This is a genomic window from Ruegeria sp. B11 (assembly GCF_056539785.1).
In genome coordinates this window covers 196,572-211,588 of record NZ_JBQFVO010000005.1, presented here as the reverse complement: position 1 = coordinate 211,588, position 15,017 = coordinate 196,572, and the positions used below count along the sequence as shown (strand labels likewise).

General features: G+C 59.8%; 21 protein-coding genes. 13 read left to right on the top strand and 8 right to left on the bottom strand.

The window, feature by feature from the left end; translation table 11 throughout:
- The first annotated feature begins 13 nt into the window (after positions 1-13).
- From ACR0I1_RS17075 to ACR0I1_RS17045, 7 genes are all read left to right on the top strand, one after another.
- A complete protein-coding gene (locus ACR0I1_RS17075) occupies positions 14-589 on the top strand; it encodes a LabA-like NYN domain-containing protein (protein WP_039541714.1) in 576 nt (191 codons plus the stop codon).
- 202 nt (positions 590-791) lie between these two features.
- Positions 792-1,742 carry a 4-hydroxy-3-methylbut-2-enyl diphosphate reductase gene (gene ispH, locus ACR0I1_RS17070; protein WP_170392621.1) on the top strand — a complete coding sequence of 317 codons (951 nt, stop codon included), beginning with the start codon at positions 792-794 and terminating at the stop codon, positions 1,740-1,742.
- Positions 1,739-2,191, top strand: coding sequence for a DUF3429 domain-containing protein (locus ACR0I1_RS17065; RefSeq protein WP_170392622.1), 453 nt, complete (start codon positions 1,739-1,741; stop codon positions 2,189-2,191). The genes ispH and ACR0I1_RS17065 overlap by 4 nt, the downstream gene beginning before the upstream one ends.
- Positions 2,188-2,775 carry a class I SAM-dependent methyltransferase gene (locus ACR0I1_RS17060; protein ID WP_480707387.1) on the top strand — a complete coding sequence of 196 codons (588 nt, stop codon included), beginning with the start codon at positions 2,188-2,190 and terminating at the stop codon, positions 2,773-2,775. The genes ACR0I1_RS17065 and ACR0I1_RS17060 overlap by 4 nt, the downstream gene beginning before the upstream one ends.
- A complete protein-coding gene (gene rnhA, locus ACR0I1_RS17055; protein ID WP_170733738.1) occupies positions 2,768-3,235 on the top strand; it encodes a ribonuclease HI in 468 nt (155 codons plus the stop codon). Before ACR0I1_RS17060 ends, rnhA begins: the two co-directional genes overlap by 8 nt.
- Entirely contained in the window at positions 3,232-3,855 is a 624-nt protein-coding gene (locus tag ACR0I1_RS17050; protein WP_170392625.1) for a trimeric intracellular cation channel family protein, read from the top strand. Before rnhA ends, ACR0I1_RS17050 begins: the two co-directional genes overlap by 4 nt.
- 24 nt (positions 3,856-3,879) lie before the next feature.
- Positions 3,880-4,479: a COG3904 family protein gene (locus ACR0I1_RS17045; RefSeq protein ID WP_170392626.1), complete on the top strand. Its 600-nt coding sequence runs from the start codon at positions 3,880-3,882 to the stop codon at positions 4,477-4,479.
- Here the strand turns inward: ACR0I1_RS17045 and speB are convergent.
- The 6 genes from speB to def (ACR0I1_RS17015) form a co-directional block, all read right to left on the bottom strand.
- Positions 4,476-5,297 carry an agmatinase gene (speB, locus tag ACR0I1_RS17040; RefSeq protein WP_170392627.1) on the bottom strand — a complete coding sequence of 274 codons (822 nt, stop codon included), beginning with the start codon at positions 5,295-5,297 and terminating at the stop codon, positions 4,476-4,478. The two genes, ACR0I1_RS17045 and speB, sit on opposite strands and share 4 nt — an antisense overlap.
- 62 nt (positions 5,298-5,359) lie before the next feature.
- Complete coding sequence (locus tag ACR0I1_RS17035; RefSeq protein WP_170392628.1) at positions 5,360-5,596, bottom strand: GlsB/YeaQ/YmgE family stress response membrane protein; 237 nt, start codon at positions 5,594-5,596, stop codon at positions 5,360-5,362.
- A gap of 1 nt (position 5,597) precedes the next feature.
- On the bottom strand, positions 5,598-5,834 hold the full coding sequence (locus ACR0I1_RS17030; protein WP_170392629.1) for a hypothetical protein: 237 nt from the start codon (positions 5,832-5,834) through the stop codon (positions 5,598-5,600).
- 6 nt (positions 5,835-5,840) lie between these two features.
- Complete coding sequence (gene fmt / locus ACR0I1_RS17025; protein ID WP_480707386.1) at positions 5,841-6,755, bottom strand: methionyl-tRNA formyltransferase; 915 nt, start codon at positions 6,753-6,755, stop codon at positions 5,841-5,843.
- A 23-nt stretch (positions 6,756-6,778) separates the two neighbouring features.
- The gene (gene def, locus ACR0I1_RS17020; protein WP_170425183.1) at positions 6,779-7,273 is read right to left on the bottom strand and encodes a peptide deformylase; all 495 of its coding nucleotides are present in this window, start codon (positions 7,271-7,273) and stop codon (positions 6,779-6,781) included.
- Positions 7,270-7,788, bottom strand: coding sequence for a peptide deformylase (gene def / locus ACR0I1_RS17015; RefSeq protein ID WP_170392632.1), 519 nt, complete (start codon positions 7,786-7,788; stop codon positions 7,270-7,272). Before def (ACR0I1_RS17015) ends, def (ACR0I1_RS17020) begins: the two co-directional genes overlap by 4 nt.
- Positions 7,789-7,882: 94 nt before the next feature.
- Between def (ACR0I1_RS17015) and ACR0I1_RS17010 the strand changes: the two genes are divergently transcribed.
- Both ACR0I1_RS17010 and ACR0I1_RS17005 read left to right on the top strand, forming a co-directional pair.
- Positions 7,883-9,055 carry a MalY/PatB family protein gene (locus ACR0I1_RS17010; protein ID WP_480707385.1) on the top strand — a complete coding sequence of 391 codons (1,173 nt, stop codon included), beginning with the start codon at positions 7,883-7,885 and terminating at the stop codon, positions 9,053-9,055.
- Positions 9,056-9,085: 30 nt separating this feature from the next.
- Positions 9,086-9,784, top strand: coding sequence for a fumarylacetoacetate hydrolase family protein (locus ACR0I1_RS17005; protein WP_480707384.1), 699 nt, complete (start codon positions 9,086-9,088; stop codon positions 9,782-9,784).
- A 91-nt stretch (positions 9,785-9,875) separates the two neighbouring features.
- On the opposite strand, the gene ACR0I1_RS17000 is transcribed toward ACR0I1_RS17005, so the two are convergent.
- Entirely contained in the window at positions 9,876-10,229 is a 354-nt protein-coding gene (locus ACR0I1_RS17000; RefSeq protein ID WP_170392635.1) for a hypothetical protein, read from the bottom strand.
- A gap of 212 nt (positions 10,230-10,441) precedes the next feature.
- Here ACR0I1_RS17000 and ACR0I1_RS16995 point away from each other — a divergent pair, with 212 nt between their 5' ends.
- Entirely contained in the window at positions 10,442-11,431 is a 990-nt protein-coding gene (locus ACR0I1_RS16995) for a glutathione S-transferase family protein (protein WP_480707383.1), read from the top strand.
- Here ACR0I1_RS16995 and ACR0I1_RS16990 read toward each other — a convergent pair.
- Positions 11,413-11,775: a response regulator transcription factor gene (locus ACR0I1_RS16990; RefSeq protein WP_008756687.1), complete on the bottom strand. Its 363-nt coding sequence runs from the start codon at positions 11,773-11,775 to the stop codon at positions 11,413-11,415. The two genes, ACR0I1_RS16995 and ACR0I1_RS16990, sit on opposite strands and share 19 nt — an antisense overlap.
- 181 nt (positions 11,776-11,956) lie before the next feature.
- Between ACR0I1_RS16990 and cobD the strand changes: the two genes are divergently transcribed.
- The 3 genes from cobD to ACR0I1_RS16975 are packed head-to-tail and all read left to right on the top strand — an operon-like array spanning position 11,957 to position 15,015.
- The gene (gene cobD, locus ACR0I1_RS16985; RefSeq protein ID WP_170565086.1) at positions 11,957-12,922 is read left to right on the top strand and encodes a threonine-phosphate decarboxylase CobD; all 966 of its coding nucleotides are present in this window, start codon (positions 11,957-11,959) and stop codon (positions 12,920-12,922) included.
- Positions 12,919-13,839: an adenosylcobinamide-phosphate synthase CbiB gene (gene cbiB, locus ACR0I1_RS16980; protein WP_170565089.1), complete on the top strand. Its 921-nt coding sequence runs from the start codon at positions 12,919-12,921 to the stop codon at positions 13,837-13,839. The genes cobD and cbiB overlap by 4 nt, the downstream gene beginning before the upstream one ends.
- 12 nt (positions 13,840-13,851) lie before the next feature.
- The gene (locus ACR0I1_RS16975) at positions 13,852-15,015 is read left to right on the top strand and encodes a lytic murein transglycosylase (RefSeq protein WP_480707382.1); all 1,164 of its coding nucleotides are present in this window, start codon (positions 13,852-13,854) and stop codon (positions 15,013-15,015) included.
- Positions 15,016-15,017: the final 2 nt, after the last annotated feature.

Genomic DNA, 15,017 nt, shown 5'->3' with positions numbered 1-15,017 from the left:
GAAGGACCATTTTATGTTTTACAAGGACGAACGGCTAGCGCTGTTCATCGACGGCTCGAATCTTTATGCAGCCGCCAAAGCACTGGGGTTTGACATCGACTACAAGTTGCTGCGTCAGGAATTTATGCGCAGAGGCAAACTGCTTAGAGCTTTCTACTACACAGCGCTACTGGAAAATGACGAGTATTCCCCGATCCGGCCTCTGGTGGACTGGCTGCACTATAATGGCTTCACCATGGTCACCAAACCGGCCAAGGAATACACCGACAGCATGGGGCGTCGGAAGGTCAAGGGAAACATGGATATCGAGCTTACCGTCGATGCCATGGAACTGGCACCACGCGTTGATCATATCGTACTATTCTCGGGCGATGGGGATTTCCGCCCGCTGATCGCAAGCCTGCAACGGCAGGGCGTACGTGTTTCCGTTGTTTCGACCATCCGTAGTCAGCCGCCGATGATTTCGGACGAACTGCGCCGCCAGGCCGATAACTTCATTGAGCTGGAAGACCTGCGCGACGTGATCGGCCGCCCTCCGCGCGAGATGCCGACTGAACCCCGCAGCGTCGCAGCTGCAGGCGGGCACTGACCCCACCAAACCCCACCACTCACCAATGGGGGTTGGCAAGAATATGCGCGGCCAGGGCCAGAAGCCCTGGCCGCGCGACTTTAAAGGTATAGGTGCTGAAAACACCCTTGTGCTAACAGCGATTCATGTCAGTGAAATGACGCAGTGCTGTCTGGACCATGGCAATGAAAAGACCTAGGTGTTCGGTCCAGGAGATCGCCGAATGACAAAGCCGCCGCTGACATTATATCTGGCCGCCCCGCGCGGGTTCTGCGCCGGTGTGGACCGTGCCATCAAGATTGTGGAAATGGCCCTTCAAAAATGGGGGGCGCCTGTCTATGTGCGCCATGAGATCGTTCACAACAAATTCGTCGTCGACGGTCTGCGCGCCAAGGGTGCCGTGTTTGTCGAGGAGCTGGACGAATGCCCTGATGATCGCCCCGTGATCTTCTCGGCCCACGGTGTGCCAAAATCGGTGCCCGCCACAGCAGCCCAGCGCGAGATGATATATGTCGACGCCACCTGCCCGCTTGTATCCAAGGTGCATGTCGAAGCGCAGCGCCACGCGGATGCCGGGCTGCAGATGATCATGATTGGTCACAAGGGCCATCCCGAAACAATCGGCACCATGGGACAGCTGCCCGATGGCGAGGTACTGCTGGTTGAAACGGTAGAAGATGTGGCGCAGGTCGCTGTGCGTAACCCCGAAAAGCTGGCCTTTGTCACCCAGACAACCCTATCGGTGGATGACACCAAGGACATTATTGCCGCGCTTGAGGCCCGCTTCCCCGCCATCGTCGGGCCGCACAAGGAAGACATTTGTTATGCCACCACCAACCGGCAGGAAGCGGTGAAAGCCGTCGCTCCGAAAGCCGATGCCTTGCTGGTGGTGGGTGCGCCGAACTCATCGAATTCACGTCGTCTGGTCGAGGTCGCCTCGCGCGCCGGATGCAGTTATGCGCAGCTGGTGCAGCGCGCGACCGAGATCGACTGGCGTGCGCTGGAAGGAATTTCCAGCATTGCGGTTAGCGCCGGGGCATCCGCGCCCGAAGTGCTGGTGAACGAGGTGATCGATGCATTCCGCGACCACTACGATGTCACCGTCGAGCTGGTCGAAACCGCTGTCGAGAATGTCGAGTTCAAAGTTCCCCGCGTATTGCGGGAACCAGCATGAGCGGCATCCCCCGCGCGCCGTTATTCCTTGGTTTGGCTGGGCTGATCCCGTTTGTCTGGGGCGCGCTGACTTATCTGAACGGTGATTTGAACGATTGGGGTCGGCAGACGCTGGGGTCGCGCTTCGTGGGGCCGTATATTCAGCTATTCTATGGCTCGGTGATCCTGAGTTTCATGTCGGGCGTGCTGTGGGGCTTCGCCACCAAAACCTCAGGCAGCAAAGCTGCGGCCTGTTACACCTTGTCGGTGTTGCCTGCACTTTGGGCATTTTTCACGACCGGCGGCGGTCCGGTGAATGCGGGCACCAACCTGATGTATGGGTTTGCGGGCTTGCTTTTGCTGGACGCCATGTTCTCATATTGGCGGTTGACCCCGGTCTGGTGGATGCGGCTGCGCGTCCTGCTAACCGCTGTCGTGCTGACCTGTCTTGCTGTGGGAGTTTACCTGTGAGTGATGAACGGACCATCAAGGCCTACACGGATCGCGTTGCGGATTACCTAAGGATCCCCCTGCCCGCCGAGCAGCTAGAGGCGCGTCAGGCTTTTTTAGATGCGGTCCGCGAGGGTGGATATGTGCTGGATCTGGGCTCGGGTCCCGGATCAGACAGCGCGTTTCTGATGCGGCAAGGGCTGAAGGTACGGGCGCTGGATGCAACCCCTGCCTTTGTTGAACATGCGCGGAGCAACGGTGTTGACGCCCACCTTGGCACCTTCGATGACGTCACCGAGGTGGCAGAGTATGACGGCGTCTATGCCAGTTTCTGCCTGCTGCACGCCCCGCGCGCCGATTTCCCGCGTCATCTGAACGCGATCCACACCGCACTGAAGCCGGGCGGGCAGCTGTTTCTAGGAATGAAGCTGGGCACGGGCGAGCATCGCGATGATTTGGACCGTTACTATACCTATTATTCAGAGACCCAGATCAAGGACGCCCTGACCTCGGCAGGTTTCACCATTGATCGTACCATGCAGGGAATGGGGAAAGGTTTGGCCGGGTCTTACGACGGATTCATTCTGGTATTCGCTCATGCCTGATCTCTTTGCCTATACCGATGGTGCCTGTTCCGGAAATCCCGGCCCCGGCGGCTGGGGCGTACTGCTGCGCGCGATGGATGGCGAGACCATCCTGAAAGAACGCGAGCTGAGCGGAGGCGAAGCCGAGACAACCAACAACCGGATGGAACTGCTGGCTGCAATCAGTGCTTTGGAGACGCTGGAGCGGCCCTCGAAACTGACTATCGTCACCGACAGCGCTTATGTGAAGAACGGCGTTACGGGATGGATTTTCGGGTGGAAGCGGAACGGCTGGAAGACGTCGAACAAGAAGCCGGTCAAAAATGTCGATTTGTGGCAGCGGCTGGATGAGGCGCAAGAGCGGCATCAGGTGACCTGGGAATGGGTCAAGGGCCATGCGGGCCACCCGGAGAATGAAAAGGCCGACGAACTGGCGCGCGCCGGCATGGCCCCATTCAAACCTAAGAAGGCGCAGGCGTGAGCGGGCTTGCCCTGCTGGATTACGCCTCGGTTTTGGTCTTTGCGCTGACCGGTGCGCTGGTGGCCAGCCGAGCGCAGCTTGATCTGGTCGGGTTTGCCTTCATCGCCTGTCTGACGGCAGTGGGCGGTGGTACCGTACGCGACTTGCTGCTGGACCGACATCCGATCTTCTGGGTCGGTCAGCCCGCTTATATCCTGATCGCTTGCGGCGCTGCGGTGCTGGTATTTTTTACCGCTCATCTGGTCGAAAGCCGGTATAATTGGCTGGTCTGGTTGGACAGTTTCGCCCTGTCCATCGCGGTCGCTGCTGGCACGGGTGCAGCGTTGTCACTGGATCAATCCGGTATCATCGTAGTGCTGATGGGGGTGACCACGGGCTGTTTGGGCGGCTTGATGCGTGACGTGGTGTGCAACGAGGTGCCGCTGGTACTGAAACAGGGTGAGCTTTATGTATCCTGCGCCTTTATCGGCGCCTTGACCGCTGTGTTTGCCACCCGCCTCGGGCTGGAAGGCCTGCTGGCATTGGGCTTATGTGCATTGATTTGCTGGGCGTTGCGCGCCGGATCTCTGCTGTTCGGTTGGCAGTTGCCGGTTTACAAGGCCCGACCGCCTCGGCAATAGGGTAGAAACGGACAAGAGATCGCGATGACCTACAGACTTTCGTTTCTGGCCACGGCACTGCTGCTAACGGCATGTGCAGAGCAATACGCCCCGGTCAGCTTCACGGCAGTGGGCAATCAGATCGTCGCGTCCGGAACGATCGACCATACAACGCTCAGCGCGTTTGAAGAAGTGATGGACGAGAACCCCGAGATTAAGACGCTGGTGCTGCAAAATATCGAAGGTTCGGTCGATGATGACTCGAATGTGGTCTTCAGTCGCGTAGTGCGTGAGGAAGGGTTCGACACGGTGGTTCCGTCAAACGGGCTGGTGGCCTCGGGCGGCACCGATTTGTTTCTAGCGGGTAACCGACGCGTGCTGGAACCCGGCGCCTGCGTGGGGGTCCACAGCTGGGGCGGCGGCGGCTATGTCGCTGCGGAGCTACCCGAAGATCACCCCGAGCATGACCGGTATTTGAACTATTTCGAAGATATCGGCGTCGATCCCGACTTCTACTGGTTCACGCTGGATGCAGCATCCGAGGAAGAGATGCACTGGATGACGGCGTCCGAGGCGAACCGGTTCGACATGACTACACGGTCCGCCCCTCGCCTTGGCACTGCCGCAATCTGCGACGAACGTTAGCGACTGAGCAGCCGCGCGCCAATTTCCTTGACGAATTTCGCCGCCACCATGGCGGTCATGCCATAGGGATCGCGATGCGGGTTCAGCTCGACAATGTCCGCGCCAATCAACTGGCCCTTGAACCGGTGGATCAGGTCGATCACCTCACGCGTGCTGAGGCCACCGGGTTCGTGATGCGACACCCCGGGGGCAAAGGCGGGGTCCAGCGCGTCAAGGTCCAGTGACAGATAGACCGGGCCGTCAAAGCTGATCTCAAGATCGGGGCTCCAGTTGCGCATGTCGATCACCTCGACCCCGAACTTGTCGGCCTGTTCCTGTTGGTGCTTGTTCATGGTGCGGATCCCGACCTGCACCAGACGGTTGATCTTGCCTGTCTCCATCACGCGGGCAAACGGGCAGCCATGGCCCAGCGGGCCGATCTGCTGACTGTCATAGAGGTCGGGATGTGAGTCGATATGCAGAATATTCAGCCCCTCATACCGGTCGGCATGCGCCTTGATCAGCGGAAAGGCCACCGAGTGATCACCGCCCAATGACAGCAGCCGTGCGCCGGTTTCAATCCGGGCGGCGGCCCCTGCCTCGATCCGGTCGATGGGTTCCTGCCCCATCATCTCGAACACATCCAGATCGCCGGTGTCTTTGAAACGGTCGGCTGCGCCCAGATCAGTGCCATCCTCGGCGGTCAGGTTGGCCGCGCCGGAATGCAACGCCTCGCGGATGCGACCCGGGGCAAACGCGGGGCCTTGCAGGAATGAGGAATGCAGGTCCAACGGCACACCCATCAGCGCGACGTCTCCGGCGGTCAGATCATGCGACATGAGAGGCCTTTCAACAAAGAATTGACGGGACATTGGTCGCAGATCACGGTCGGGTCAAGCGATCAGCGGCGGATATATGTCTGCCAGATCCAGATCACCAAGAGCGCCCCCAGAACGGCGCCGATAAACCCTGAGAGCCAGCCCATCACAGTGATGAGCGTGCGCAGTACCAAACCGCCCACCAAAGCGCCGACAATGCCGATCAGCATGGTGGTTGGAATATCGGCCTCGATCCGCATTAGGCGGGTGGCGAGGAAACCTGCAGCGGCTCCGACGATGATCAGGGCGATGATCGGCATATCATTTCCTCCAATGCGTGGGCACGATGATCAGCGCACCGATCGAGGACAGCACCGCGTCCAACCCCGGCGGGCCAAAGCTGATGCCGAACATGATGCGCACGAAATAGAACAGGAAAGCACCACCCACGCAGATGATGATCGACTGCAGATAGCCGTTATGGGTAAAGCCAGTCTGTTCAGACAGATAGCCTACGATCCCGGCAATCACGACCGTGCCCATCATGATCATGATCATATACGCCTACTCCGATGACAGGCGGGTCCCGGCCGGCATGGGCCATCCCCGCAGAAAAGTTTCCCTATCCTGCGCGCCCTTGCCTGCCCGTTGCAAGCGCAGCAACTCAACTGCGCCTTCGCCACAGGCCACGCACAGGTGGTCATCCAGTACCTCGCCGGGCGTGCCCTGCCCTTCGGCCAGCCGCGAAGCCAGTAGTTTGATCCGATTACCCTCGACCTCGGTCCATGCGCCGGGGAACGGGGAGAGACCGCGGATTTTTCTATCCACTTCGGATGCGGGGGCAGACCAATCGATCCGCGCCTCGGCTTTGTCGATCTTGGCGGCGTAGGTCACGCCCTCATCGGGCTGCGGGTCAGGTGTAAGGCTGTGCAGTTTGGCCAGAGCCTCAACGATCAGAGCCGCGCCCATATCCGACAGGCGGTCATGGAGTTGCGCCGTGGTTTCCTCAATCCCGATCTCGGTGGCCTCGCGCAGCAGAACGGGGCCTGTATCCAACCCGGCCTCCATCTGCATGATACAAACACCGGTTTGCACATCGCCTGCCATGATCGCGCGGTGTATAGGCGCGGCCCCACGCCAGCGCGGCAACAGGCTGGCGTGAATGTTCAGGCAGCCATGGGTTGGCGCGTCCAGAATAGGTTGTGGCAGGATCAGGCCATAGGCGACGACCACCGCGATATCGGCGTTCAGCGCGGCAAAGCTGGCCTGTTCTTCGGGCGATTTCAGCGAGGTCGGATGGCGAACGTCTAAGCCCAGCGCCAAGGCACGCGCGTGCACCGGGGTTGGACGGTCTTTTTTACCGCGACCGGCGGGGCGTGGCGGTTGGCAATAGACGGCGGCGATTTCGTGCCCGGCACGGACCAGCGCATCCAGCACCGGCACCGAGAAATCTGGCGTTCCCATGAAGATGATACGCATCCGTCCCTCCGTAGGATGGGGTTTCACCCCATCTTCTGTGCTTTGCGCAGCAGCATGTCGCGTTTGACCTTGCTGAGCCGGTCAAAATACATCCGCCCGTTCAGGTGGTCGATCTGGTGCTGCACGCTGGTGGCCTCAATGCCGACAAAATCGCGGCGGTCGATCTGGCCCTGTTCGTTGAGAAATTTCACGGTCACTGCGCGCGGTCGCTTTACCTTGGCGGACACGCCGGGCAAGTTCGGGCTGGCCTCGTCATGTTCACGCAGCTCAACCGAGCTGTGCAGAATCTCGGGGTTGGCCAGTCGCACAGCTTTGCCTCGCTGGGTCGAGCCATCCACGACAGCCAGCCGCAGCATCACTCCGATCTGCGGCGCAGCGAGGCCAACGCCCGGCATCGCCTCCATCGTATCGATCATGTCATCCCAGACGGTGCGGATGTCGTCGGTGATCTCGGGGACGTCCTCGGCCTTGGTGCGCAGACGTTTGTCGGGCCATGGCAGGCAGGTTCGCACCGTCATGTGCGGGCCTTTTCGCGCTTGAGCTTCTGCATTTTGCGCGTGATCATCTGACGCTTGAGCGGTTTGAGATAGTCGATGAAGAGCTTACCGTTCAGATGGTCGATCTCATGCTGCACACAAGTCGCCCAGAGATCATCAAAGGTTTCCTGCTGCAGATTTCCGTCACGGTCCAGCCAGGTGACATCAACCGTCTTCGGGCGCGTGACTTCGGCATATTGCTCAGGGATCGACAGGCAGCCTTCTTCGTAAACGTTGGTCTCGTCCGAGGAGGCGATGACCTCGGGGTTGAACATCACCAGTGGGCGTGGGGCCTCACCTTCTTCTTTGACGCAGTCCACCACGATCAGCCGGTCGAGCACACCGATCTGCGGCGCAGCAAGGCCAATGCCGGGCGCGTCATACATCGTCTCCAGCATGTCATCGGCCAGTTTGCGCAGATCGTCGGTGATGTCGGCCACCGGCGCGCAGACCTTTTTCAGGCGGGGATCGGGGTGGATCAGGATATTGCGTTTCATGGGGCTGATTTAGGCCATCGCGCCCGCCTCCGCAACGGCCCCCTTGCACCTTATGGATTTGTGGTTAGCTTTCGCCTCGACAGATGGAGATGACATGACTTTCAACGACCTGATCGACCGCCGGGGCACCAACTCTTCAAAATGGGACAAGATGGAGCAGCTTTACGGTGTCGCCCCCGAGGATGGGCTGGCCATGTGGACGGCTGATTCCGACTATGCCACGGCCCCTTGTGTGATCGAGGCGGTGCGGGAAGCGGCCGATCATGGCGCGTTTGGATATTCATGGATGCACCCGGATTATCTGAATGCAATCCAGTGGTGGATGAAGACACGCCACAACTGGGAGATCGACACCGATTGGATTCTGACCTCACAAGGGTTGGGCAATGCGATTGCCCTGTGTCTGGATGTTTGGAGTGAACCGGGAGATGGCGTCGTGATCTTCACGCCCGTCTACCATGAGTTTGCCCATAAGGTGAACAAATCCGGCCGCCGCGTGGTGGAATGCCCGCTGGTGCGCGATGGCGACAGCTATGGGCTTGATCTGGACGATGCGCAGTCGCGGTTGGACGGATCAGAAAAGCTGCTGCTGTGGTGCTCGCCGCAAAACCCGTCAGGTCGGGTCTGGACGCCGGATGAACTGCGCGCTGTAGCGGCGTTTGCGGAGCGCAACGGGCTGATCCTTGTGTCGGACGAGATTCACCATGATCTGGTTTATCCGGGCAATACCTTCGTACCGATGGATACGGCCGCCCCCGACGCGCGCCCGTGGACGGTGACACTGACCGCGGCGTCGAAAACATTCAACATCGCCGGTCAGCGTACCGGCAACATGATCATTCCCGATGCCAAGCTGCGGGCCGAGATGCGGTACCGGATCACCACGCTGGACTATGACCCCAGTGCGTTGGGTGTGGCGATGATCACTGCCGCCTATTCGCCGGAAGGTGCAAAATGGGTCGATGAACAAATTGCCCACCTGGACGCGAACCGGAAGCTGTTTGATGCTGCCATCGCCGAGATACCGGGCCTGTGGTCGATGCCTCTGCAGGCGACCTATCTGGCATGGGTCGATTTTTCGGGCACGGGTATGAGCCACGATGAGTTTGTCCGCCGCCTACGCGAAGATGCGCGGATCGCGACATCCTCAGGCCCCGGTTTTGGCACCGGTGGAGAAACCTTCGAGCGCTTCAATCTGGCCACCCAACGCGAGCGGGTTGAAGAAGCCTGTGCGCGATTGAAGACAGCCTTTGGCGATTTACAATGAACCCCGTTCATAAATAATCGGAGGCACGTCATGCCCAACCACCTTTTTACGCTTCCGGACATCCCAAGCATCCCGGTGCAGGGGGAACAGGCGACCTATCCGATCGGACGGATTTTTTGCGTGGGCCGCAACTATGCCGCCCACGCTGCCGAGATGGGGCATGAGGTGGATCGTCAGGCGCCGTTTTACTTCACCAAATCCGCGCCCAACGCGGTTTTGACCGGGGCACATGTGCTGTACCCGGCAGGGACCGAGGATTATCATCATGAAATGGAACTGGCCGTTGCCATCGGCAAGCCGGTTTTTCAGGCCACGGCCGCGCAGGCCCAAGCCGCGATCTTTGGCTACGGCTGTGCCTTGGACATGACGCGCCGCGACTTGCAGATTCGTGAGCGCAACAAGCAGCGCCCCTGGGATCTGGGCAAGGATGTGGAAAACGGCGCGGTCTTCGCTCCGCTGACCCGCGCCGATGACTGGAGCCCATCTGATGACAAGCGCATCTATCTGAGCGTCAATGAGCGGGTCGTACAAGACGCCACATTGTCTGAGCTGGTCTGGAAGATCGATGAACTGATCTCCCATCTATCGGGTTTCTACCATTTGCGCCCCGGCGATCTGATCCTGACCGGCACACCCGCCGGGGTCGGGCCTGTGGTCGCCGGAGACCGAATTGAAGGCGGCATCGATGGTTTGGCTCCTGTGCACCTGACCCTGACGGCCTCCGACTAAACCGTCCGGCCTGATCCCTGCGAATCTTGAGGCCCCATTGCCGCCCGTGCGCCGGTGGCGCGTCGGTGCCAAAGATCAAACGGTGCGCGCGTCAGTCGCGGTTTTCAAGCAGTGCGATCGGCGCATCCGGGGCGCGGTAGAAATCCAGTGGAGCCTTGTCCGTCGCCACAGTGTTACGCTTGAACTCATAGCGCATTTCACCCACCGCTTCTTCGTCTGCGATGATCAGGCACTGATACATGTGATTGGCACCGTCATAGATATCGACGAGCCCACGCAGGCGCGGCGTGGTTTCGGCCTCGACGGTGAAACCATCCTTCCACAATGTCAAAATTTTGAAGCTATTGTCGCCAACCTCCACCCGTAAACGGCTGGATTTCTTGAGGGTAGCGATTCGGGCCGCATCCAATTCGGCGCGAATTTCCTTGGAAACATAGGTACTCATAATAAACTTCCCCCCTTAACACTCATTAGTCTGACGCGATTCCTGTAAAAATCCAGTGAACGGCGTCACATTAGTTTTGGCATTGCGGTTCTGGTGCCCAGACACCGCATCCCACCTGTGCGCGCATGCAGGCCTGATGCGCGCCCGGTGAAATAGGATCGGGGCGCAAGACGGCCTATCTTTGACCCAATCGCAATGCGAAAGGAATAACGATGGGCCTGCTTGTCGACGGCGAATGGCATGACACCTGGTATGACACCAAATCCACAGGCGGGGCGTTCAAACGCTCGGCCGCACAGTTTCGCAACTGGATCACCGCCGATGGCGCGCCCGGCCCCTCGGGGCGCGGCGGGTTCGAGGCGGAATCTGGGCGCTATCACCTTTATGTCTCGCACGCCTGCCCTTGGGCGCACCGCACACTGATCTTTCGTGAGTTGAAAGGGCTGAGCGACCACATCTCGGTCTCGGTCGTGCATCCGGATATGCTGGATAAAGGTTGGACCTTTGAGACCGACGACCATGGCGCGACCGGCGACAAACTGTTCGGATCAGAATTTGCCCATCAAATCTACACCCGTGCCGACCCTCACTATTCGGGCCGCGTTACGGTTCCGATCCTGTGGGACAAAGTTGAGAAAACGATCGTGTCGAACGAAAGCTCGGAAATCATCCGCATGTTCAACTCGGCTTTCAACGGGATCACCGGCAACACAGACGACTACTGGCCCGAGGCAATGCGGGACGAGATCGAAGAGGTCAACGCGCGCATCTATTCCGATGTCAATAACGGGGTCTACAAATCCGGCTTTGCCACCTCGCAAGAAGCTTATGACGCCGCGGTTGGCCCTCTGTTCGACACGCTGGACTGGCTTGAGGATCGTCTGGCCCGGAACCGCTATCTTATGGGTGACCGCGTGACCGAGGCCGACTGGCGCCTGTTCACCACATTGATCCGGTTCGACCCGGTTTATCATTTACATTTCAAGTGCAACAAGCGTCGGTTGGTGGACTACCCGAACCTCTGGGCCTTTACGCGGGAGCTATATCAATGGCCCGGCGTGGCGCAGTCTGTGAACATGGACCACATCGTGCGCCACTATCACTTCAGCCATGACAGCATCAATCCGCACCGAATTATTCCGGTGAATCCAACGTTGGACTATTCAGAACCCCATGGGCGGGATCAGCGCCCCGCCGCGTAGTGTTCGACCATGGCCGCCAGATCCTCGGGCGGGGTCGAGCTTTGGACATAGGCGCAGGCATTGGCGCTATGGGCAAAGATTGATCCGTCCGAGAAGAATGTGGTGTTGGTGACGAAGATCACTCGCGCCTCGGGCCTGCGATAGCTTGCGAAATCGGCAACCGCCAAGGCGCTGCCGGTTTCCAGAACCAGATCCAGCACGATGATATCGAATGCGGTACCATACAGTGCCAGGATCGCGGCCTCTTGCGTTTCGACCAGCGTGACTTCGGCCTCCTGCCTTTGCAGATGCCGCTGCCAGACCCGACCTAGATCGGGGTTACTCTCAACAATCAGTACTTTCATTTGCAACAACCTCGGCACGTGATATGGGTGAGTGGTGCCGACCCCTGTTGTCCGTGATCACGCGATTTCCTTAACAAAGTGTTAACAAGGCCCGCACAGCGCCGTGATCGGGCGGATTCGCTTGTAAGAACGGCAAAAATCCGCTTGAAGCATGAGAAATAGGCGATTCCGGCTGGGGCAGATGGTTGGACAGGATGACAGATTGAACCCTCGGGCTGCGCGCGATCATGGCGGAGGGCTGGATGGCGCGATGACGCGGTTTGGGGGCACGCGCGCAGACTGGATCGATCTGTCCACGGGGATCAATCCGCATGCTTATGAGGTCTCGGGCCTGCAGCCTCCGGACTGGATGGAACTGCCGGATCATGGCGCGTTCGAACGCCTCTCGGACGCGGCGCGGGTGTTTTGGAACGTGCCTGATGGGGCCGAGATTCTGCCATCGCCTGGTGCCTCTGCGGTGATTGCCCGCGTGCCCGCGCTGACCAAAGCCGGCCGCGTGCAGATCACGATGCCCACCTATAACGAACATGCCGCTGCATTCACCGCTCAGGGTTGGAAGGTGCACGAGAGCGGCCCGGCTCAGGCACGTGTCATCGTACACCCCAACAATCCCGATGGGCGCATCTGGCAGGACGCGGATGTCGACGCGTCGCTGACGGTGATCGATGAAAGCTTCTGCGACGTAACGCCCGAAGCCTCGCTGATTCATCTGGCCCAGCGGCCCGGCATCGTGGTGCTGAAGAGCTTTGGCAAATTTTGGGGGTTGGCCGGGTTGCGACTGGGTTTTGCAATCGGCCATCCCGATCTTATTGCGCGGTTGAATGACCTGACGGGACCATGGGCCGTATCCGGCCCGGCGCTGCGGATCGGCGCGCAAGCGTTGCACGATGTAAAATGGGCTGATCAAACACGCATGCGTCTGGCAAATGAAGCAACACGGTTGGATCAGCTTTTAACGTCCAAAGGTGCGCGGCTGATTGGCGGCACCAGCCTGTTCCGCCTCTACGACGTTGATGACGCGACCGACTGGCAAGACCGATTGGCGCGGGCGCATATCTGGAGCCGTATTTTCCCCTATTCCCGGACCTACCTGCGCCTTGGATTACCGCCAGCAGATGGTTGGGCCCGGTTGGAAGCAGCGCTGTGAGCACCGCGTTCCTATTGGTCTGCGCCATGTGTCTGGACGCAGCATTGGGTGAGCCGGATTGGCTGTGGTCACGTATTCGCCACCCTGCCGTACTGATGGGCAACGCGATTGGCTGGCTGGACAACCGGCTGAACCATGGGGCGTATCGCCGCCTCAAAGGGGTTGCGACGGTACTCATCCTGGTTGCGGTGGCACTCATCCTTGGCCGGTTGCTGGAGCTGCTTGGTCCGATCGTCGAGATCGTGGTCTGCGCCATCCTTCTGGCCCAGAAATCCCTGATCACCCATGTTCGCGCAGTTGGCGAAGGCCTGTTGACCTCGCTTGCCGAAGGGCGCGCGCAGGTCGCCATGATTGTCTCGCGCGATACGCGAGATATGACCGAGGCGCAGGTGGCGCGCTCGGCCATCGAAAGCGCCGCCGAAAACTTGAGCGACGGGGTGATTGCCCCAGCCTTCTGGTTTCTGGTCGCAGGTCTGCCGGGGCTTCTGGTTTACAAGGTCGTCAACACCGCCGACAGTATGATCGGTTATCGCAACGACAAATACCGCGCCTTCGGCTGGGCAGCGGCGCGGCTGGATGATGTGCTGAACCTTGTCCCGGCGCGCCTGACCTTCGTAATGATCGTCGCGCTGTCCAGCCAATGGTCGCGCTGGGGAGAGATGGTTGAGGATGCACGCCGCCATATCTCACCCAACGCAGGCTGGCCCGAGGCCGCGATGGCACGTGCGCTTGATATCGCGCTGGCCGGACCGCGCAGCTATGATGGCCAGATGCGGGATCTCGCCTGGGTGAACGGGAATGCCCGGCAAGAAATCGACGCGGCGGAGGTTTTTCGCGCATCAGACATGCTCTGGCAGGTATGGGGGCTTGCGCTTGGGCTCGTGTCGGTGTGGGTTGGGTTCAACTTCATATTCTGACGGATCAGCCTTATGCGTTTCCTTTCCGGCCTTATTGCCGCCGCCCTCTTCGCCTCGCCTGCACTCGCCCAATGCGGCGGTGGGTTCAATACCTTCGTCAAAGGGCTGAAAGCCGAAGCCATTCAGCAGGGTTACGACAAATCCACCGTCAACAGCTTTTTCAAGGGCGTGCAGCAGGACGGAGCCGTTCTGAAAGCCGACCGCGCGCAGGGCGTATTCCAGAAACCATTCATCGACTTCTCGCGGCGCCTGATTTCACAGAACCGGATCGACCGGGGCAAGGCCATGTCGGGCAAATACGACGCGGTGTTTGACCGGATTGAGCAGGAATACGGCATTTCGCGCGGTGTGCTACTGGCATTTTGGGCGTTCGAGACCGACTACGGGTCCTTTCAGGGCGATTTCAACACCCGCAACGCGCTGGTGACGCTGGCCCACGACTGCCGCCGCCCCGAGTTGTTCCGCCCGCAGATTTTCGCCGCGATCGAGCTGTACAGCCAGGGCAATTTTGACCCCGCCCGCACCACCGGAGCCTGGGCCGGTGAAATCGGCATGGTCCAGATGCTGCCCCGCGACATTCTGGAAAACGGCGTGGATGGGGACGGAGACGGCAAGATTTCGCTAAAAACATCGGCGCCGGATGCACTGATGTCCGGGGCCAAGATGCTGTCGCATCTGGGTTGGCAACCGGGTCAGCCATGGTTGCAAGAGGTCACCGTCCCCGCGCAGATGGACTGGTCTCTCTCTGGCCCCGGCAAGCCCCGCTCGGTGTCCGAATGGCAGGCGATGGGCGTGCAGGCGCGCAGTGGGTCGTTGGCAAATCTGCCTGCCTCGCTGATCCTGCCACAAGGGCATAAAGGACCCGCCTTTCTGGCTTACCCGAATTTCGATGTCTATTTCGAATGGAACCAGAGCTTCGTTTACGTCCTGACCGCCGCCTATTTCGGCACACGGTTGGAAGGCGCGCAGATTTACGATGCAGGTAATCCAGCGCCGGGGCTGACGGGCGCGCAAATGAAACAGTTGCAGAGCAAACTGCAGGCGCGCGGGCACGACGTGGGCAAGATCGACGGCATCCTTGGGGCCGGAACGCGTGCGGCTGTGCAGGCTGAACAATTGCGTCTGGGTTTGCCAGCGGATGCGTGGCCAACGACACAGCTGCTGAAGCAGCTATAAGG